The following is a 19249-nucleotide window of genomic DNA, read 5'->3' on the forward strand; positions in this document are numbered from 1 at the left end:
ACATTCCGATGCGGAAACGCCCGGCTGCTTCCGCAACCGGGCGTTTGTCTTGAGGCCGTTTCCGCCGCGCCGGGGCGCGGCGGGTGCATCCTCACCGGGCGTCGGCGAAGATGTCCTTGTCCTTATTCTCGGGCACGAAGATCGCGCCGATCACGACGGTCACCATGGCGATGACGATCGGGTACCAGAGGCCGTAATAGATGTCGCCGGTCTGCGCGATCATCGCGAAGGACGTGGCGGGCATCAGGCCGCCGAACCAGCCGTTGCCGATGTGATAGGGCAGCGACATGCCGGTGTAGCGGATGCGGGTCGGGAAGAGTTCCACCAGCGCCGCGGCGATCGGGCCGTACACCATGGTGACGAGCACCACGAGGTAGGTCAGCACGAGGACCAGCGGGAAGACCTGCGCGTTGAACAGGTCGAAGAAGTGATTCATCTTCACCGTGGTCGGGTTCGGCGCGCCGGGCGGCGGGTAGCCGCCGGCGGCAAGGGCCGCATTCACCGCGCGGGTGAACTCGGCCGGCACCGTGCGGACCTGATCACCCGTCAGCTTCGACATGTCGTAGGCCGCGACCTCGGTCGTGCCGACGCGGATCTTGGTGATCGCGCCCTTCGGAGCCTCCTCGACGGAGTAGTTCACCGAGGAGCGGGCGAGCAGCGCCTTGGCGATGTCGCAGGACGAGGTGAAGCGCGCCGTACCGGTCGGATTGAACTGGAACGAGCACTGCTCCTTGTCGGCGATGACCGTGACCTTGGTCCGCTCATGCGCGGCGTGGAGGGCGGGGTTCGCCGTCGCCGTGATGAACTTGAAGACCGGGAAGTAGGTCACCGCAGCGAGCACGCAGCCGGCGAGGATGATCGGCTTGCGGCCGATCCTGTCCGACAGCGAACCGAAGATGATGAAGCCACCGGTGCCGAGGAGCAGAGACCAGGCGATGAGCACGTTCGCCGTGTACATGTCGACGCGCAGGATGCTCTGCAGGAAGAACAACGCATAGAACTGGCCGGTGTACCAGACGACCGCCTGGCCGGCGACGAGGCCGAGCAGGGCGATGACGGCGAACTTGGCGTTCTTCCACTGGCCGAAGGCCTCGGAGAGCGGCGCCTTCGAGCCGGTGCCTTCCGCCTTCATCTTCGCGAAAGCCGGGCTCTCCTCCATCTGCAGGCGGATGTAGAGCGAGATGCCGAGCAGGAAGATCGAGAGCAGGAAGGGGATGCGCCAGCCCCAGGCGGCAAAGGCGGCCTCACCGGTCCAGGAGCGGACCGCGAGGATGACCATCAGCGACAGCAGCAGGCCGAGCGTCGCGGTGGTCTGGATCCACGAGGTGTAGAAGCCGCGGCGATGGTTGGGCGCGTGCTCGGCCACATAGACGACGGCACCACCATACTCGCCGCCCAGCGCCAGGCCCTGGAGCATGCGCAGGATGATGAGGATGACCGGGGCGATCCAGCCGATCGTCTCGTAGCTCGGCAGCAGGCCGACCACGAAGGTCGAGATGCCCATGATCAGGATGGTCATCAGGAAGGTGTACTTGCGGCCGACCATGTCGCCGAGGCGGCCGAAAAACAGCGCACCGAAGGGGCGGACAAGGAAGCCGGCGGCGAAGGCCAGCAGCGCGAAGACGTTGCGCGTGGCTTCCGGGAAGGCCGAGAAGAACTGGGCGCCAATGATGGCGGCCAGCGAGCCGTAGAGATAGAAGTCGTACCATTCGAAGATGGTGCCGGCCGAGGAGGCCAGGATGACCTTCTTCTCTTCCCGCGTCATCGGACGCGTTCGTTCATCCACCGTCGGTGTTGCTGTCGTCATGGCAATTTCCCCACTAGGCGGGCGTTAGGCCCTGCAGACAGACAGCTAACCTAAGCAGTATCCCCTACAACCCGAGGCCGTTTAGACTTTGGTAGGGAATGGCGGGGCCGCGCCATGGTGCGCCGCGGGAAGACATTGGAATCGTTCCCTCCCCCGCTCTGCGACGCGATGTCGGAGGCCTGCGTCCCAAAGCCGCAGGTATGCCGATACGCGCAATCTCAATCGGTTTTGGGCTCGGCTGGTGCCACGCCAGCCCGAAACGACAACGCCCGACCGCGGGGGCGGCCGGGCGTCGACAAGCGATGGTGGATGGCCGATCAGCGGGCCGGGGTGCAGCGGCGCGGCGGCATGATGGCGTTGTTGCCGACCGGGCCGTCGAAGCCCGGGCCGCCCAGGCGCAGGAAGTCGCCGGTGCAGCCGAAGCGGCGCATGATGTCATAGCCGACGAGGACGCTGGCGACGCCGATGATGCCGATGGTCGACCACTTGGCGGCGGCGCTGGTGCCGGCGACGATGACCTTCGGCTTGGCCTGGGCGGCCGGGGCAGCGGCGACGACGGCGGAGAGCGACAGGGCGAGCGCGACGGCGGCGCCCTTCAGGGTGATACGCATGGAACTTCCCCTCGATACGCGGAACAGGCCGGCGGTCCTTGCCGGTCCGGCCATCGGTGAAGCCACCGACAGCGCGGTCTTACCAAGAGGTTAAGCCTGCGTCACAGGGCGGGACGGGAATGTTTGACGTAACGTTAATGCCGCCGTGATCAGCCCGGATCGAGCGGCGTCGTGCCGGAGGGCGAGCCGTCGGCGGCCAGGGTGATCTTCTGCACCCGCGCCTCGGCGTCGCGCAGCAGCGCCTCGCAGCGCTTCTTCAGCGCCTCGCCGCGCTCGTAGATGGCGATCGATTCCTCGAGGGCCACGTCGCCCCGCTCCAGCCGCGTGACGATGGCCTCCAGCTCGCCCAGCGCCTTCTCGAAAGAGAGGCCGGCGACGTCGGCATGGGAGGCGGCGCTGGTGTCGCTCATGGCGGAACTCTCGCGGTGGGAATCGGTCGGTCAGCCGCGCATCAATGCCATGACATGGGCGCCGACGGAACGGCCGAGGCCTTCGAGGTCATAGCCGCCCTCCAGCAGCGAGACGACGCGGCCGCCGCAGGACTCGTCGGCCACCTCCATCATCCGCTTGGTCGCCCAGGCGAAATCGGCCTCGTTGAGGTTGATGTTTGCGAGCGGGTCGCGCTCGTGGGCGTCGAAGCCCGCGGAGATGATGACGAGGTCCGGCCGGAAGGCGCGCATGCGCGGCAGGATCACCGTGTCCATGGCCTCGCGGAACTCGTCGCCGCCATCGCCGGCGCGCAGCGGCGCATTGACGATCTGGTTGTGGGCGCCGGTCTCGCTCGGCGCGCCCGTGCCGGGATAGAGCGGCATTTCGTGGGTCGACAGGTACATGACCGAGGCGTCGGACCAGAAGACGTCCTGCGTGCCGTTGCCGTGGTGGACGTCGAAATCCATGATCGCGACGCGCTCGGCGCCGTGCCGCGCCTGGGCGTGGCGGGCGGCGATGGCGGCATTGTTGAACAGGCAGAAGCCCATGGCGGTCGCCGTCTCGGCGTGATGGCCGGGCGGGCGGGTCGCGACGAAGGCGTTGCTGACCTTGCCGGCCATGACCTCGTCCACCGCGAAGATGCCGCCTCCGGCCGAGCGCAGCGCCGCCTCGTAGGAGCCGGGCGACAGCGTCGTGTCGCCATCGACGTGGACCAGGCCGACGAAGGGCGTGGCATTCTGCAGCTTGTCGACGAATTCCGGCGGATGGACGCGGATGATGGCCTCCACCGGGGCCTCGGGCGCCTCGTCGCGGGCGAGATCCGCGAAGCGCTCGTGCTCCAGCACGTGGGTGATCATCCTGAGGCGGTCGGCACGCTCGGGATGGCCGAAGGGCGTCTGGTGCTCGAGGCACTTGGCGTGGGAGATGACGAGTGTGGTCACAGCGGCCGGCCCCTCGATGCACTGGCGGGAAGCCGGCCCGCGCCGGGGCCGCTCCGCGGGCAATGATGGAACCACGGCGCGGCCGGTGCAACCAATTGCGCCCACGCAATCGTGATGGGAGGCGCTGCGTTGCAGCGTGGAGCGGCGAGGATCATGCGTTTCCCCCTGGGTCACCTTGTGTCAGGCTGATGACGTTCGGCCCATTGCTCGGGGTTTTTCATGATCCGTGCATTGATCCTCGTCGTGTCGCTGCTCGGTGCGGTGGCCTTTCCCGCCTTCGCCCAGAACCGCGCGGCGGTGACGGAAGTGGATGTACAGATCGTCCTGGCGGTCGACATTTCCTATTCGATGGACCCGGAGGAACAGCGCCTCCAGCGCGAGGGCTACATCAAGGCCATCACCTCGCAGGAGGTGATCGACGCCATCCGCAAGGGGCTCATCGGCAAGATCGCCATCGCCTATCTCGAATGGGCTGGCCATCACGAGCGGCAGGTGGTCATCGACTGGCGCATCATCGACGGACCGGAGAGCGCCCGCGCCTTCGCCGCCGAGCTGGAAGCCAAGCCCTACCGGCGGGCCTTCCGCACCTCGATCTCCGGCGGCATCGAGGCGAGCGCCGAGCTGATCCAGAAATCCGGCATCCGCGCCATGCGCCGGGTCATCGACGTGTCGGGCGACGGCTCCAACAACAGCGGCCCCCACGTGGAAATCGCCCGCGACGACGCCCTCGCCAAGGGCATCGTCATCAACGGCCTGCCCATCCTCATGCCGCGCGCCAACCAGCGCTTCGTCGATATTCCTAATCTCGACGTCTACTATCAGGACTGCGTGGTCGGCGGGCCGGGCTCCTTCATGATCCCGATCACCACGCCCGAGGAATTCGTCACCGCGACGCGGCGCAAGCTGATCCTCGAGGTCGCCGGCATCACGCCGGTCTGGCCGCTGCCCGACATGCCCGGCATCGTCCCGGCCCAGAACCAGAAGGCCGATTGCCTTGCCGGCGAGCGGCTGTGGCGGGAGCGCTGGGAGCGCAACTGACCGGCGATCAGGCCGGGCGCGGCACGATCCGGACGCTGGTGCCCCAGGGATCGCTCGTCTCGATGCCGCCCGGCACGGAGATGACGCTGGCGCCACCCGTGGCGAGCTTGTCGCGCCGCGCCTCCAGAAGCTCGGCGCTCGCCGCTTCGAGCGAGAACCAGCCGAGGCCGGTCGCCGCGCGGTCGCGCGGGCCGGCGCCGCGGCTCTGCCAGACGTTCAGGCCGAGATGGTGATGGTAGCGCCCGGCCGACATGAAGGCCGCGCCCGGCCGCTGGCGGGTCATGTCGAGGCCAACGAGCCCGCCATAGAAGGCGGCGGCGCGGTCGGTGTCGCCGACCCTGAGGTGGACATGGCCGATGCGCAGGCCTGATGGCGCGGCGGCATAATCGGGGACGCGGATATTGGTGAGCGAGACGAGGTCGTCGATGTCGAGATGCTCGGTGGTCATGGTGACCGCCGCGCCGTCCCAGCGCCAGCGCTCCGGCGGGCGGTCGGCATAGACCTCGATGCCGTTGCCCTCGGGATCGTCGAGATAGACCGCCTCGCTGACGTGATGGTCGGCAAAGCCGGTGAGGCGCACGCGGTTCGCGGCGACATGGACCAGCCAGCGGGCGAGGTCCTTGCGCGTCGGCATGAGGAAGGCGGTGTGGTAGAGGCCGGCCGAGCCTTGCGCCTCGAAGGGCGCGGCAGGGCGATGGACAAGGTGCAGAAGGGCTGTGCCATCGACGCCGAGCGATGCGCCATCCGCCCGGCGCTCCAGCACCGCGAGACCGATGACATCGCGGTAGAAGGCGGCGACACGATCCAGGTCGCGGACGACCAGGCTGACCGCGCCGATGCGCAACGGCGTCGCATGGGCGACCACGACCGGCGCCGTGCCGGCGGGCATAGCGCCCTCGGCGCGCAGCGCGGCGGCCGTGGCAACGGCGATGCTTGCGGCACCGGTGAGTTCGATGATGCGACGACGCGTGATGGCAATGGTCATGGCAGGCCCCCCTGTTGCTCGCCTCATGCCACGGCCGGGGCGCCACTGGTGTTCACGTCGCTGCGCTGCACCATCACATTCGGGCGAGCAGGGCGCCGGACGTTCCACCCGGCGCCGACCTGTCCCGCGTGCCGTCCTCTTGCATCCCCGGGCACTTCGGGCTCATCTGCGCGCCGTTCCCTACGGAGGATGACATGGATTTCGGCCTGTCCGACAAGAAAGCCCTCGTTCTGGCCTCGAGCCGCGGTCTCGGACTCGGCATTGCTGAAGCGCTCGCCGCCGAAGGCGTGACCGTGATGCTGGTCGGCCGCACCGCCGATCGCATCAAGGCCAATGCCGAGGCGATCACCGCGCGCGGCAAGGGCAAAGCCTATGGCATGGCCGCGGACCTCGGCGCCGAGGGCGCGGTGGAGGAGATCGTGGCGCTCGCCGAGAAGACGCTGGGGCGCATCGACATCCTCGTGAACAATACCGGCGGCCCGCCCGCCAAGCCCGCCACGGAAGTCGCGGGTGACGAATGGGCGAAGTACTTCAAGACCATGGTGGAGCCGGTCTTCCAGATCACCGCCAAGGTCCTGCCGGGCATGCGCGCCCGCAAGTGGGGCCGCATCCTCACGGTCGCCTCCTCCGGCGTCGAGAACCCGATTCCGAACCTCGCCCTGTCGAACGCCCTGCGCTCGACCATCGTCGGCTGGTCGAAGACCCTGTCGACCGAGGTCGCAAAGGACAATGTGACCGTCAACATGATCCTGCCAGGCCGCATCGCCACCGACCGCATCCGCGAGCTCGACGAGGCCAATGCCAAGCGCTCCGGCAAGTCGATGGAGGACATCCAGTCCGCCTCGATCGCCACGATCCCGGCCGGGCGCCTCGGCACGGCCGCCGAGTTCGGCGCGACCGCCGCGTTCCTCTGCTCGGAGCAGGCCGGCTACATCACCGGCTCGAAGATCCGCGTCGACGGCGGCGCGACGAAGAACGTCTGAGGATGGGAGCGGGCGGCCTTCGAATTGGGCTGCCCTCATTCCCGCTCCCCGGCATGCTAGCCTTCGCTGCGGGGGCTTCACCCCCCGCGGCGAATGCCCCCCTAGCCAGCCTTTGCGGTTAAACTTACGACCGGGACGGCCCACCACCCGTCACCCCCGGCCGAGCGAAGCGAGGGGAAGGGGGTCCACTATCCTGACTGCCCCCGCCCGGCGAGCTCTTCATGCAGGTCGCGCCATTCAGGATTGCTGCTTTCGATCAACCGGATTTTCCAGGCCCGATTCCAACCCTTGATCTGCTTTTCTCGGGCGATGGCTTCGGCAACCCTGTCATAAGGTTCCATCCAGACTAGGCGATGGACGGAATAGCGGCGGGTGAAGACAGCTCCCACGCCCGTACGATGCTCGAAAGTGCGGCGGGAGATGTCATTGGTGACGCCAACGTACAGGGTGCCGTGGCGACGGTTGGCGAGGATGTAGACGTAGAACGGGCCTCTCGATCGCATACGAGATCTCGCAACAGGCTGCCCCAGAGTTACGGCGAAGATAGCCGGGTCAGTCGCCGCCTGATCATCGGGGTGGTTCCTACCCGCCGGACCAGCCGCCCTTGTGAACTCTGGACCCCCTTCCCTCGGCCTCAAAGCATCGAGCGAACGCGAGATGCGTTCGCACCTCGCTTTGGGCCTCGCCGGGGGTGACGGCAGTGGTTCCTGCGTAGGCCTGCGGCCGACCTCTCCCCGCCGGGGAGAGGTTTGGAAGCGCCCGACATGACGGGCACATCGCCAAGGCATCCGCGCCGCCTTTCCGACGCATTCGACCCCCATTTCCTTGCATCCCCGCAAGCCCTGCGCGCCCGATTGCCGGTCGCCCTCGCCCCCCGCCTCCGATAGCCTCTGCGACATCGACGCCCCATCCGAGGAGCCCCGCGATGTCCTTCGCCCCGACGCCTGATCCGACCCCCGGCGACACGCTGTCCTGCGACGCGATCGAGATGCTCATCGTGCCGCGCACCCACGACCTCGGCGGCTTCACCGTCAGACGCGCCCTGCCCTTCGCCAAGCGCCGCATGGTCGGCCCCTTCATCTTTTTCGACGAGATGGGCCCGGCCGAGTTCAAGGATGGCGGCGGCATCGACGTGCGGCCCCACCCCCATATCGGCCTGTCCACCGTCACCTATCTGTTCGAGGGCGAGATCCAGCACCGGGATTCCCTCGGCACCTATGTTCCGGTGCGGCCGGGCGAGGTGAACCTCATGACCGCCGGTCGCGGCATCGTTCATTCCGAGCGCACCGACCCGGCGCTCAAGGCCTCCGGCCACAAGCTGCACGGCATCCAGAGCTGGGTCGCCCTGCCAAAGACCCACGAGGAGACGGCTCCGGGCTTCGAGCATGTGGAGGAGCGCGAGCTCCCGGTCATCACCGGCGAGGGCAAGACCATCCGCGTGGTGATGGGCTCGCTCTATGGCGCGACATCGCCGGTCACGCAGAACTGGCCGACCATCTATGGCGACATCTCCCTGGAGGCCGGGGCGAAGCTTCCCGTCGATGCCGACACCGAGGAGCGCTGCATCTATGTCGTCTCCGGCGAGATCGACGTCCAGGGCGACCTGTTCCAGCCCGGCCAGCTGCTGGTGCTGCGCCCCGGCGACCGCATCACGCTCTCGGCCACGCGCCCGGCGCGGCTGATCCTCTGCGGCGGCGCCACCATGGACGGTCCGCGCCTCATCTGGTGGAACTTCGTCTCCTCCTCCAAGGAGCGGCTGGAACAGGCCAAGGAGGACTGGAAGCAGAAGCGTTTCGACACGGTCCCCGGCGACGAGGAGGAGTTCATTCCGCTGCCGGAATGATTGGCAGGCCAAAGGACGATCGCTTCGCAGCGGCAGGGCCGTCACGCCCCCGTCGCATTGCGCCGGGCGGCGCTGTGGTGTAACCCGTCCCGCCTACGAGAGCACGCTCAGGCGTGGCGCTCGGCGGGTCCGACATGGCCTTCCCTGCGTAGGAAGCCCTGAGACCGCCCCTGACGTCCTTGGCCTGGTGAGACGAGTGACAGACCGCCCCGACACGCCGCTCCTCGACACGATCCGCATCCCGTCCGACCTGCGCAAGCTGCCTGAACACCAGCTTAGGCAGGTCGCCGACGAGCTGCGTGCCGAGACCATCTCGGCCGTTTCGGTGACCGGCGGCCATCTCGGCGCGGGCCTTGGCGTCATCGAGCTGACCACGGCCCTGCACTACGTCTTCGACACGCCCGCCGACCGCATCATCTGGGATGTCGGCCACCAGACCTATCCGCACAAGATCCTCACCGGCCGGCGCGACCGCATCCGCACCTTGCGCCAGGGCGGCGGCCTCTCCGGCTTCACCAAGCGCTCGGAGAGCGAGTACGACCCGTTCGGCGCGGCGCATTCCTCGACCTCGATCTCGGCCGGCCTCGGCATGGCCGTGGCGCGCGACCTCTCCGGCGCGAACACCAATGTCATCGCGGTGATCGGCGACGGCGCCATGTCCGCCGGCATGGCCTATGAGGCGATGAACAATGCCGGCGCCCGTCACGAGCGGCTGATCGTCATCCTCAACGACAACGACATGTCGATCGCCCCGCCGGTCGGCGCCATGTCGGCCTATCTGGCGCGTCTCGCCTCGGGCAAGACCTATCTGAAGCTGCGCGACATCGGGAAGCAGCTGACGAGCCGCCTCGGCAAGACCATCGACCGCACGGTGACTCGGGCGGTGGAGCATGCGCGCGGCTTCGTCACCGGCGGCACGCTGTTCGAGGAGCTGGGCTTCTACTATGTCGGGCCCATCGATGGGCACAATCTCGATCACCTGCTCCCCGTGCTGAAGAACGTCCGGGACGCCGATTTCGGGCCGATCCTCGTCCATGTCGTGACGCAGAAGGGCAAGGGCTATGCCCCCGCCGAGGCCAGCGCCGACAAGTATCATGGCGTGGTGAAGTTCGACGTCGTGACGGGCACGCAGGCCAAGGCCAAGGCCAATGCGCCGAGCTACACCAAGGTCTTCGGCGAGAGCCTGATCAAGGAAGCCGCCAAGGACGACAAGGTGGTGGCCATCACCGCGGCCATGCCGTCGGGCACCGGCATCGACCTGTTCGAGAAGGTCTATCCCGCCCGCACCTTCGATGTCGGCATCGCCGAGCAGCATGCCGTGACCTTCGCGGCGGGCCTCGCGACCGAGGGTTACAAGCCCTTCTGCGCCATCTACTCGACCTTCCTGCAGCGCGCCTATGACCAGGTGGTGCATGACGTGGCCCTCCAGGGCCTGCCCGTGCGCTTCCCCATCGACCGCGCCGGTCTCGTCGGCGCCGATGGCGCCACCCATGCCGGCTCCTTCGACGTCGCCTATCTCGGCTGCCTGCCGGGCATGACCATCATGGCCGCGGCCGACGAGGCCGAGCTCGTCCACATGGTCGCGACCGCCGCCGCCTTCGACGAGGGGCCGATCGCCTTCCGCTATCCGCGCGGCGAGGGTGTCGGCGTCGACCTGCCGGCCGAGGGCGTGCCGCTCGCCATCGGCAAGGGCCGCATCGTCCGCGAGGGCACGCGCATCGCCCTCCTGTCGCTCGGCACCCGCCTCGCCGAATGCCTGCGCGCCGCCGAGGACCTCGGCGCGCTCGGCCTGTCGACGACCGTGGCCGATGCCCGCTTCGCCAAGCCCCTCGACCTGGACCTCGTCACCCGCCTCGCCCGCGAGCACGAGGTGCTGATCACCGTCGAGGAAGGCTCCATCGGCGGCTTCGGCTCCTTCGTGCTGCATGCGCTCTCGGATGCCGGCCTCCTCGACGGGGCCTGCCGCGTCCGCTCGATGGTGCTGCCCGACGTCTATCTCGACCATGACAAGCCCGAGGCCATGTATGCGACGGCCGGGCTCGACGCGAAGGGCATCGTCGCCAAGGTCTTCGAGGCCCTCGGCCGCGGCGCTGTGCCAGCGGTCGGAGGGGTGCTGAGGGCTTGAGCGGCAAACGGGCGCGCGCCGACGTGGTGCTGGTGGAGCGCGGCCATTTCGACAGCCGCGCCCGCGCCCAGGAGGCGATCGCCGCGGGCCTCGTGAGCGTCGACGGGCGCGTCCTGCGCAAGGCGTCCGAGACCATCGCCGACGGCGCCGCCATCACGGCGGAACAGCCCCATCCCTGGGTGTCGCGCGGCGGGGTGAAGCTCGCGGCCGCGCTGGCGGCCTTCGGGGTGAACGCGGCTGGCCGCACCTGCCTCGATGTCGGCTCCTCCACCGGCGGCTTCAGCCACGTGCTGCTGTCGCAGGGCGCGGCGGGGATCATCGCGGTGGATACCGGCCGCGACCAGTTTCATGCGAGCCTGCGCGGCGATGCGCGCGTGACGCTGATGGAGGGCACGGATGTGCGCCGCCTCACGCCCGGCGACCTCCCCGCCATCCCCGATCTCGCGGTGATCGATGTCAGTTTCATCTCGCTGGCGCTGGTCCTCCCCGCCGCCACGGCGCTTCTGGCGCCCAAGGCGGAGCTGGTGGCGCTGGTGAAGCCGCAATTCGAGGTCGGCCGCGCCCATGTCGGCAAGAACGGCATCGTCACCGACGCGGCGGCCCGGGGCGTGGCCATCCTCCGGGTGCGTGGCGAGGCCGAGCGGCTCGGCTGGCGCATCGCGGGCCAGATCGACAGCCCCATCGCCGGCGGCGACGGCAACCGCGAAGTGCTGATCCATGGGGTGCGGCCGTGACGACCACCCGCCTCACCATCGCCCATGTCGGCCATCGCGGCGATGGCGTCGCCGAGGGCCGCTTCGTGCCCTACACGCTGCCGGGCGAGGTGGTGGAGGTGGAGGGCGACGAGGAGCGCGCTGCGCCAGCCACGATCCTCAGCCCCAGCCCCGACCGCGTGTCGCCGCCCTGCCCGCATTTCGGCACCTGTGGCGGCTGCGCCCTGCAGCACTGGGCCGACGCGCCCTATCTCGCGTGGAAGCGCGATATCGTCGCGGCCACCCTTGGCCAGCATGGCCTCAGGCCGGAGATCGCACCGACCATCGATGCGCGCGGCACGGGGCGGCGGCGCGTCACCTTCCATGCGCGCCGCGGCTCCGGCACCCGCCTCGTCGTCGGCTTCGCCGCCGCCCGCAGCCACGCCATCGTGCCGATCGAGGCCTGCCCGCTGCTGGCGCCATCCCTCGCCAACGCCCTGCCTGCGGCACGGCGCATCGCAACGGCCCTGGAAGGTCTCGGCAAGCCGCTGGACATCCAGGTGACCGCGGCCTCGCAAGGCCTCGACATGGAGCTGCGCGGCGCCGGCAGGCTCAGCGAGCGCGAGCGCCTCGGCCTCATCGCCGCCGCCAATGCGGCCGGCCTCGTGCGCCTCACCAATCACGGCGACCTCATCATGCAGCGCGAGGTGCCGAGCATCGTCATCGCCGGCATGGCCGTGCCGCTGCCGGCCGGCGCCTTCCTGCAGGCGACGGAGGCCGGCGAGGCCGTGCTCTCGGACCTGGTTCTCGCCGGCGTCGGCAAGGCCAGGAGCGTTGCCGACCTCTTCTGCGGCATCGGCCCCTTCGCGCTGCGCCTCGCGGCCAAGGCGAAGGTGCGCGCGGTCGATTCCGACGCGCCGGCCATCGCCTCCCTCGCCCAGGCGTTGCGCAAGGCGAGCGGCCTCAAGCCCGTCCAGACGGAAGCCCGCGACCTCTTCCGCCGCCCCCTGCTCGCGGCTGAGCTCAAGGGCCTCGACGCGGTCGTCTTCGACCCGCCGCGGGCGGGCGCGGAGGCGCAGGTGAAGCTGCTCGCCAAAGCCGATATCGGCCGCATCGTCGCCGTCTCCTGCAATGCCGCGACCTTCGCCCGGGATGCGGCAATCCTCACCGATGCGGGCTGGACCCTCGGCACGGTGACGCCGGTCGACCAGTTCCGCTGGTCGGCGCATGTGGAACTGGTGGCGACCTTCGAGCGGTGAGACCAAGCGCCCTCTCTCGACCTGCACGCCGGAGTTGCTAAGCTGCACCACCGCTGACCCCCGTTGCATGCCCATGATCACGCGCCTCGCCGTCGCCGGATACCGATCCCTGCGCGACATCGTCCTCGAAGTCGGGCCACTGACAGTGGTGACGGGAGCCAATGGCTCCGGAAAATCCAGTCTCTATCGGGCCCTGCGACTTCTGGCCGATACCGCGCAGGGGCGGGTGATCCAGTCGCTCGCCGGCGAGGGCGGACTATCCTCGACGCTGTGGGCAGGGCCGGAAGCGTTCTCCCGCGAGGTCAAGGCCGGCATCCATCCGGTGCAGGGCACTCGCCGCAAGGCCCCGATCAGCCTGAGGCTCGGCTTCTCGGGTGACGATTATGGCTATGCCATTGATCTGGGGCTCCCCCTGCCCTCGCAGACGCTGTTCGGGCATGACCCGCAGATCAAGGTGGAGAGCCTTTGGACAGGGCCTCGGATGACACGCAACTCGGTGTTCGCCGAACGCCGTGGCCCCCTCGTCAGGATCCGCGACGAGGCTGGCCGATGGCGTGACGTCTGGACCTCCCTGGCCCCGGTCGACAGCATGATGACCCATGCCGCGGACCCGCGCGACGCCCTGGAACTGCTGACCCTGCGCGAGCGGATGCGGTCGTGGCGCTTCTATGACCATTTTCGCACCGACCGCGACGCGCCGTGTCGGCGCCCTCAGGTCGGCACCTACACCCCGGTTCTCGCCAGCGACGGAGCCGACCTCGCCGCGGCCCTGCAGACGATACGCGAAGTGGGAAGCTCCGGGGATCTCGACAACACGATCGCGGATGCTTTCCCGGGAAGCACGATCGCTGTCGCGGTCCAGGACGGCTATTTCGAGGTCGAACTGCGCCAGCACGGCCTGCTGCGTCCTCTGAAGACATCCGAGCTCTCGGATGGCACCCTGCGCTACCTGTTGCTGGCGGCGGCCTTGCTGTCCCCGCGGCCACCGGAATTGATGGTGCTGAACGAGCCCGAGACGAGCCTGCACCCGACGCTCCTCGCACCGCTGGCCCGGCTGATCAGCAAGGTGTCGGAGACGACCCAGGTCATTGTCGTGTCCCACGCCAAAGCCCTCGTCGATGCCCTCGGCCCCGACGCTGTGCGGGTGACGCTCGAGAAGGACTTCGGCGAAACTCAGGTCGCCGATGCCGATCCGCCGCTGTGGGACTGGCCAAGCCGCTGAGCGCGGCTACGGGCGCTACGACCTCGGCGCCGCGGCCCTCGCGAGGCGGTCGCGGATGGCCTCGCCCAGACCCTCGCCGGGGATCGGCATGACGGCGATGCCGCAGGCCGCCGCCGCGTCCAGCGTGCGCAGGTGGCCGAAGAGATTTGCGGCGGCTTCCGCCAGATCACCGGATGGCGAGAGATTGAGCACGGGCCCGTCGGCGACTGGCACGTCGCGCCCGAAGGCCAGCAGGGCCTCGCCAGGCGCGGGCGCCATGACGTCGAGGCGCAGCCCCGCCTGCGGCGCATAGTGCGAGGCAAGCATGCCGGGCGCGATGGTGGCCTCGCCGGTGGAGGCGGTGAGCGGCCGGCCGATGACCTTCTCGATCGCCTCGCGCGGCACGCCGCCCGGCCGCAGCAGGACCGGCGCTCCGCCGAGGCAGGCGACGATGGTGGATTCGACGCCGACCTCGGTCGCCCCGCCATCGACGACCGCATCGATGCGGCCATCGAGATCGTCGAGCACATGGTCGGCCGTCGTCGGGCTCACATGGCCGGAGCGGTTCGCCGAGGGCGCGGCGATGGGCCGTCCTGCCGCCGTCAGCAGGGCCTGCGCCACCGGGTGCGAGGGCACGCGCAGGCCCACCGTGTCGAGGCCGGCGCGGGCGAGGTCCGAGATGCCGGCGCCGGCCGCCATGGGCACGACAAGGGTCAGCGGTCCCGGCCAGAAGGCGCGGGCCAGCGCCTCGGCGTCGGCGTCGAACTCGCCCAAGGCCAGCGCCGCCTCCACCGTCGCCACATGGGCGATGAGCGGGTTGAAGCTGGGCCGGCCCTTGGCGGCGTAGATGGCGGCAACGGCCCGGCCATCGGTGGCGTCGGCGCCGAGGCCATAGACAGTCTCGGTCGGGAAGGCGACGAGACCTCCTGCGCGCAGACTATCGGCCGCGGCGGCGATGCCGGCGGCATCGGTTCGCAGGCGCTTCGTGGCGCTGGGATCCTTCAGCTTGTCGTCCATGCGGCGGCGCTTAGCACGCTCCAACCCGAAAACACAGGCCGGACGCGGCAGACAGTTCGTTCATCACACCGTCAAGGCAGGATGCTCATCCGTCCGGCGTCCTTGTCGTGAGAATGCACCGGTCCTAGAAACAAGACATTGGAGGAAAGCCATGCCTTATCGCGCGCCCGTCGCCGACATGATCGCCACCCTCAAGCATGCCGCCGGTCTCGAACAAGCGCTCGCCGATGGTCTATATGGCGACCTCGGCCTCGACGACATCACCGCCATCCTCGAGGAGGCCGGCAAGTTTGCTGGTGAGCGCATCGCGCCACTGAACCGTGTCGGCGACCGCGAGGGCGCCCATTTCCACGACGGCCAAGTGACCATGCCGCATGGCTGGAAGGAGGTCTATTCCGACTGGACCGCCGCCGGATGGAACGGGCTGATGGCCGAGGAAGCCCTGGGTGGCCAGGGCCTGCCCTGCGTCATCAACTCCGCCTGCCTCGAGATGTGGAACGCCGCATCCGGCGCCTTCGGCCTCGGGCCGCTGCTCACCCAGGGCGCCATCGAGGCGCTGCAGGCCCATGCTGCGCCGGAGCTGAAGGCCAAGTACCTGCCGAAGATGATCACCGGCGAGTGGACCGGCACGATGAACCTGACGGAGCCGCAGGCCGGCTCCGACCTTTCGGCCCTGCGCAGCCGCGCCGAGCGCGCGGGCGATGGCACCTATCGCATCACCGGCCAGAAGATCTTCATCACCTATGGCGAGCACGACCTGACGGAGAACATTGTCCATCTGGTCCTCGCCCGCCTGCCCGATGCGCCTCCCGGTACCAAGGGCATCTCGCTCTTCCTCGTGCCGAAGTTCCTCGTCAACGACGACGGCTCGCTGGGCGCCCGCAACGATGTCCGCTGCGCCTCCATCGAGCACAAGCTCGGCGTCCACGCCTCGCCCACCTGCACCATGGTCTATGGCGACGAGGGCGGCGCCATCGGCTGGCTCGTCGGCGAGGAGAACCGCGGCCTCATGGCCATGTTCACCATGATGAACAATGCCCGCCTCGCCGTGGCGCTGCAGGGCGTCTCCATTGCCGAGCGCGCCACGCAGAAGGCGCTGGCCTTCGCCGCCGAGCGCCGCCAGGGCAAGGCGCCGGGCTGGGAGGCCGAGGGCATGAGCCCGATCATCGAGCATCCCGACGTGAAGCGCATGCTCGCGACCATGCGGGCCTCGACTCTGGCCTCGCGGGCCATCTGCTACATGCTCGCCGCCGAGATCGACCGCGCCCATCTCGGCCGCACCCCGGAGGAGCGCAAGGCCGGCCATGCCCGGGCCTCGCTCCTCACCCCCATCGCCAAGGCCTATTCCACCGACATCGGCAACGAGGTCGCCTCGCTCGGCGTGCAGGTCCATGGCGGCATGGGCTTTGTCGAGGAGACGGGCGCGGCCCAGCACATGCGCGACGCCCGCATCTACGCGATCTACGAGGGCACCAACGGCATCCAGGCCATCGACCTCGTCACCCGCAAGATCGGCATCGAGGGCGGCGCGCTGGTCGCCGCCGAGATCGCCCGGATGCGCGGCATCGTCGCCGATGTCGCCAAGTCCAACGCCGTCGAGTTCGGCCTGACCGCCGCGCGGCTGCGCGAGACGGTGGACGCGCTCGAGACCGCGACGAAGCACCTGCTCGGAGCGCTGGCCAATGACCCGGCCGACGCGCAGGCGGGCGCGACTCCCTATACCCGCCTCTTCGGCCTGGCGCTCGGCGGCACGGCGCTGGCCCAGAAGGCGCTGAAGATGCGCGCCAATGGCGTCTCGGACCTCGCCCGCGCCGAAGCCACGGGCCTTGCCCGCTTCTTCGCCGAGAATATCGCCACCGCCGCCACCGGCCTCGCCGAAACCGTCGTCACCGGCGGCCACGCGGTGGTCGATCTCGACATCCCGCTCGCCAGCTGAGGAGCCCCGCGATGGACGCAGCGACTGCCACCACCGCCCTCGCCGGCGGCCATGTGACCCTGGAGCGTCACCCGCACGGCGTGGTGCTCGTCCGGATGAACCGCCCGGACAAGAAGAACGCCCTCACCGGCGCGATGTATGACGCCATGCGCGGTGTCATCGAGAACGCCGCGGCGGAGGGCACCCGCGCCGTCGTCTTCGCCGGCGTGCCGGGCGTCTTCACCTCCGGCAACGACATTGCCGATTTCGTGCAGCGATCGGCGGGCGGCGAGACCCGCTCGCCGGCCGGCGATTTCATCAAGGCGCTGGCGACCGTCGAGGTGCCGATGATCGCGGCCGTCGACGGCCTCGGCATCGGCATCGGTACCACCATGGTGCTGCACATGGACCTCGCCTATGCGAGCCCTAATGCGCTGTTCCGCATGCCCTTCGTCGATCTCGGCCTGGTGCCCGAGGCGGCCTCGTCGCTGATCTTCCCGCGCCTTGCAGGGATCAAGAAGGCGACGGAATACATCCTGATGGCCGAGCCCTTCGGGGCGGCTGAGGCGGAGAGCATCGGCCTCGTCAATGCCGTGCTGCCGCCGGCGGAGCTGGAGGCGAAGGCGCTGGCCGCGGCGACCAAGCTCGCCTCGAAGCCCCCCATCGCGCTCGCCCATTCGCGCCGGCTGCTGCGCAAGGACGCCGCTGAGATCCGCGCCCGCATGGACGAGGAAGGCGCGCTCTTCGCCGAACTGCTCAAGGGCGACGAGGCCAAGCAGGCCTTCATGGCCTTCATGACGCGGAAGTAGGTCTGTCGCCAACCGATCGAAACGGTGACGCCGAGGGCCCCTCACCCTTCCCTCTCCCCGCAAGCGCGGAGAGGGGGCCCCCGCGTTGCGTTCCGTTCGACAGCCGGGTTGCCCTGCACAAGCAGAATTGCGTGAGGCGGGACGTCGAAGACCCCTCTCCCCGCTTGCGGGGAGAGGGAAGGGTGAGGGGCAAATCAGCCCCAACCTCTGTCTTGAGGAAAGACCCGCGGGCGGATAGCTCGCCCTACCCTTCCAGCATCTCGGTCGAGACGATCTCGATGCCGAAGCCGCCGAGACCGACATAGTGGCGGGTCTTGGAGGCGAGCAGGCGGATGCGGTTCGCCCCGAGATCCCGCAGGATCTGCGCTCCGAGGCCGATCTCGCGCCACTGGTCATCCCGCATCCGCGCCGAGCCGTGGGTCTCGTGAATGTCGGCGCCGGGGGCGGTGGCGGCCAGCGACTGGGCCGGCACGCCGGCCGTGCCATCGCGCAGATAGACGAGGACGCCGCCCTTCTCCGCCAGCTTCTTCATGGCCCGGTCGGGCGAGCGGTTCTTGCCGAAGACGTCGCGCAGCACCGTCTCGCGATGCAGGCGCACCAGCGTCGCGCCGGCCTCGTCGATGTCGCCGAAGACGACAGCGAGGTGCTCCACCCGGTCATAGGGGGTGCGGTAGGCGATGCCGCGGGCCGGGCCGTAGGGCGTCTCGACGGTGAACTCGCCGGCGCGCTCGACCAGGCGGTCGCGGGCCTGGCGATACTTGATGAGGTCGGCGACCGAGACCATGACAAGGCCATGCTTCTCGGCAAAGGCGGTGACCTGCGGCCCGCGCGTGACCGTGCCGTCGTCATTCACGAGCTCGCAGATGACGCCGATGGGTGGGAGCCCCGCGAGCTTGCAGAGGTCCACTGCGGCCTCGGTGTGGCCGGAGCGCATGAGCACGCCGCCTTCCTTGGCGATGAGCGGGAAGATGTGGCCCGGGCGGACGAAATCGGCGGCGCCGACATTGGGATTGGCCAGCGCCCGGACGGTCGCGGTGCGGTCATCGGCGGAAATGCCGGTGGTGGTGCCATGGCGGTAATCAACCGAGACGGTGAAGGCCGTGCCGTGGGGGCTGTCGTTGGACGAGACCATCGGGTCGAGGCGCAGGCGCTGCGCCTCCTGGAGGGTCAGGGGCGTGCAGACGATGCCGGAGGTGTGGCGGACGATGAAGGCCATCTGCTCCGGCGTGCAGAGCGAGGCGGCCACGATGAGGTCGCCCTCGTTCTCGCGGTCGTCGTCGTCGGTCACCACGACGATCTGCCCCTTGGCAAAGGCCTCGAGGGCGGCCTTCACGCGTTCGGCGGCTTCGAGCATGGTTCTCTCCTCATCGCGCGGCCCCGGGAGGCCGATAAAGTCATTGGGCGTAACGGCACCGGCGGTGATCTCGGCGATGCGCGCCGCCGTCTCCCGGGACATCCAGGGAGCATCGCCATTGCACAGGGCCGTGACGGTCGCGGGCGAGACGCCGAGGCGGCGGGCGAAGGCCATCCGGGTCATGCCGGCGCGCGCGAGCCAGGTGTCGAGCTTCATGGGGGGAAAATGGGTGCAGAGGGA

General features: G+C 69.1%; 17 protein-coding genes. 9 read left to right on the plus strand and 8 right to left on the minus strand.

The window, feature by feature from the left end:
• Nucleotides 1-91: 91 nt before the first annotated feature.
• The 4 genes from C8P69_RS05140 to C8P69_RS05155 form a co-directional block, all read right to left on the minus strand.
• Nucleotides 92-1765 carry an MFS transporter gene (locus tag C8P69_RS05140; RefSeq protein WP_108174795.1) on the minus strand — a complete coding sequence of 558 codons (1674 nt, stop codon included), beginning with the start codon at nt 1763-1765 and terminating at the stop codon, nt 92-94.
• A gap of 359 nt (nt 1766-2124) precedes the next feature.
• A complete protein-coding gene (locus C8P69_RS05145) occupies nt 2125-2418 on the minus strand; it encodes a hypothetical protein (protein ID WP_108174796.1) in 294 nt (97 codons plus the stop codon).
• 149 nt (nt 2419-2567) lie between these two features.
• Nucleotides 2568-2828, minus strand: a complete 261-nt coding sequence (locus C8P69_RS05150) for an exodeoxyribonuclease VII small subunit (RefSeq protein ID WP_108174797.1) — start codon at nt 2826-2828, stop codon at nt 2568-2570.
• Between the two features lie 30 nt (nt 2829-2858).
• Complete coding sequence (locus tag C8P69_RS05155) at nt 2859-3788, minus strand: histone deacetylase family protein (RefSeq protein WP_108174798.1); 930 nt, start codon at nt 3786-3788, stop codon at nt 2859-2861.
• 219 nt (nt 3789-4007) lie between these two features.
• Between C8P69_RS05155 and C8P69_RS05160 the strand changes: the two genes are divergently transcribed.
• Complete coding sequence (locus C8P69_RS05160) at nt 4008-4826, plus strand: DUF1194 domain-containing protein (protein ID WP_108174799.1); 819 nt, start codon at nt 4008-4010, stop codon at nt 4824-4826.
• Nucleotides 4827-4833: 7 nt separating this feature from the next.
• Here C8P69_RS05160 and C8P69_RS05165 read toward each other — a convergent pair whose 3' ends face one another.
• Nucleotides 4834-5811 carry a VOC family protein gene (locus C8P69_RS05165; RefSeq protein ID WP_108174800.1) on the minus strand — a complete coding sequence of 326 codons (978 nt, stop codon included), beginning with the start codon at nt 5809-5811 and terminating at the stop codon, nt 4834-4836.
• A gap of 194 nt (nt 5812-6005) precedes the next feature.
• Between C8P69_RS05165 and C8P69_RS05170 the strand changes: the two genes are divergently transcribed.
• A complete protein-coding gene (locus C8P69_RS05170; protein ID WP_108174801.1) occupies nt 6006-6794 on the plus strand; it encodes an SDR family oxidoreductase in 789 nt (262 codons plus the stop codon).
• Between the two features lie 188 nt (nt 6795-6982).
• Here C8P69_RS05170 and C8P69_RS05175 read toward each other — a convergent pair whose 3' ends face one another.
• Nucleotides 6983-7297, minus strand: a complete 315-nt coding sequence (locus C8P69_RS05175) for a GIY-YIG nuclease family protein (protein WP_108174802.1) — start codon at nt 7295-7297, stop codon at nt 6983-6985.
• Between the two features lie 422 nt (nt 7298-7719).
• Here C8P69_RS05175 and C8P69_RS05180 point away from each other — a divergent pair, with 422 nt between their 5' ends.
• The 5 genes from C8P69_RS05180 to C8P69_RS05200 all read left to right on the plus strand — a co-directional run bounded on the left by C8P69_RS05180 (nt 7720) and on the right by C8P69_RS05200 (nt 13935).
• The gene (locus C8P69_RS05180) at nt 7720-8637 is read left to right on the plus strand and encodes a pirin family protein (protein ID WP_108174803.1); all 918 of its coding nucleotides are present in this window, start codon (nt 7720-7722) and stop codon (nt 8635-8637) included.
• Nucleotides 8638-8833: 196 nt separating this feature from the next.
• A complete protein-coding gene (gene dxs, locus C8P69_RS05185) occupies nt 8834-10762 on the plus strand; it encodes a 1-deoxy-D-xylulose-5-phosphate synthase (RefSeq protein ID WP_108174804.1) in 1929 nt (642 codons plus the stop codon).
• Nucleotides 10759-11496: a TlyA family RNA methyltransferase gene (locus tag C8P69_RS05190; RefSeq protein WP_108174805.1), complete on the plus strand. Its 738-nt coding sequence runs from the start codon at nt 10759-10761 to the stop codon at nt 11494-11496. Before dxs ends, C8P69_RS05190 begins: the two co-directional genes overlap by 4 nt.
• Nucleotides 11493-12713: a class I SAM-dependent RNA methyltransferase gene (locus C8P69_RS05195; protein WP_108174806.1), complete on the plus strand. Its 1221-nt coding sequence runs from the start codon at nt 11493-11495 to the stop codon at nt 12711-12713. The genes C8P69_RS05190 and C8P69_RS05195 overlap by 4 nt, the downstream gene beginning before the upstream one ends.
• Before the next feature lie 73 nt (nt 12714-12786).
• The gene (locus tag C8P69_RS05200) at nt 12787-13935 is read left to right on the plus strand and encodes an AAA family ATPase (protein WP_108175531.1); all 1149 of its coding nucleotides are present in this window, start codon (nt 12787-12789) and stop codon (nt 13933-13935) included.
• A 15-nt stretch (nt 13936-13950) separates the two neighbouring features.
• Here C8P69_RS05200 and C8P69_RS05205 read toward each other — a convergent pair whose 3' ends face one another.
• Nucleotides 13951-14931 carry an L-threonylcarbamoyladenylate synthase gene (locus C8P69_RS05205; protein WP_108174807.1) on the minus strand — a complete coding sequence of 327 codons (981 nt, stop codon included), beginning with the start codon at nt 14929-14931 and terminating at the stop codon, nt 13951-13953.
• A 151-nt stretch (nt 14932-15082) separates the two neighbouring features.
• On the opposite strand from C8P69_RS05205, the gene C8P69_RS05210 reads away from it, so the two are divergent.
• Entirely contained in the window at nt 15083-16867 is a 1785-nt protein-coding gene (locus C8P69_RS05210; RefSeq protein WP_108174808.1) for an acyl-CoA dehydrogenase family protein, read from the plus strand.
• An 11-nt stretch (nt 16868-16878) separates the two neighbouring features.
• A complete protein-coding gene (locus C8P69_RS05215) occupies nt 16879-17655 on the plus strand; it encodes an enoyl-CoA hydratase-related protein (protein WP_108174809.1) in 777 nt (258 codons plus the stop codon).
• Between the two features lie 244 nt (nt 17656-17899).
• Here the strand turns inward: C8P69_RS05215 and ribB are convergent, their stop codons facing one another.
• Nucleotides 17900-19225 (minus strand): 3,4-dihydroxy-2-butanone-4-phosphate synthase, encoded by a 1326-nt coding sequence (gene ribB / locus C8P69_RS05220; protein WP_108174810.1) that lies wholly within the window; start codon nt 19223-19225, stop codon nt 17900-17902.
• Nucleotides 19226-19249: the final 24 nt, after the last annotated feature.

Origin of the sequence: Phreatobacter oligotrophus (genome assembly GCF_003046185.1) — a bacterium.
Lineage (GTDB): Bacteria > Pseudomonadota > Alphaproteobacteria > Rhizobiales > Phreatobacteraceae > Phreatobacter > Phreatobacter oligotrophus.

Bases quoted from the DNA above. Each gene is read 5' to 3' on its own strand.
- ribB (WP_108174810.1), bottom strand. From the start codon at position 19,225: ATGAAGCTCGACACCTGGCTCGCGCGCGCCGGCATGACCCGGATGGCC.
- C8P69_RS05180 (WP_108174803.1), top strand. From the start codon at position 7,720: ATGTCCTTCGCCCCGACGCCTGATCCGACCCCCGGCGACACGCTGTCC.
- C8P69_RS05170 (WP_108174801.1), top strand. From the start codon at position 6,006: ATGGATTTCGGCCTGTCCGACAAGAAAGCCCTCGTTCTGGCCTCGAGC.
- C8P69_RS05175 (WP_108174802.1), bottom strand. From the start codon at position 7,297: ATGCGATCGAGAGGCCCGTTCTACGTCTACATCCTCGCCAACCGTCGC.
- C8P69_RS05150 (WP_108174797.1), bottom strand. From the start codon at position 2,828: ATGAGCGACACCAGCGCCGCCTCCCATGCCGACGTCGCCGGCCTCTCT.
- C8P69_RS05145 (WP_108174796.1), bottom strand. From the start codon at position 2,418: ATGCGTATCACCCTGAAGGGCGCCGCCGTCGCGCTCGCCCTGTCGCTC.
- C8P69_RS05205 (WP_108174807.1), bottom strand. From the start codon at position 14,931: ATGGACGACAAGCTGAAGGATCCCAGCGCCACGAAGCGCCTGCGAACC.
- C8P69_RS05165 (WP_108174800.1), bottom strand. From the start codon at position 5,811: ATGACCATTGCCATCACGCGTCGTCGCATCATCGAACTCACCGGTGCC.
- C8P69_RS05160 (WP_108174799.1), top strand. From the start codon at position 4,008: ATGATCCGTGCATTGATCCTCGTCGTGTCGCTGCTCGGTGCGGTGGCC.
- C8P69_RS05215 (WP_108174809.1), top strand. From the start codon at position 16,879: ATGGACGCAGCGACTGCCACCACCGCCCTCGCCGGCGGCCATGTGACC.
- C8P69_RS05140 (WP_108174795.1), bottom strand. From the start codon at position 1,765: ATGACGCGGGAAGAGAAGAAGGTCATCCTGGCCTCCTCGGCCGGCACC.
- C8P69_RS05210 (WP_108174808.1), top strand. From the start codon at position 15,083: ATGCCTTATCGCGCGCCCGTCGCCGACATGATCGCCACCCTCAAGCAT.
- C8P69_RS05200 (WP_108175531.1), top strand. From the start codon at position 12,787: ATGATCACGCGCCTCGCCGTCGCCGGATACCGATCCCTGCGCGACATC.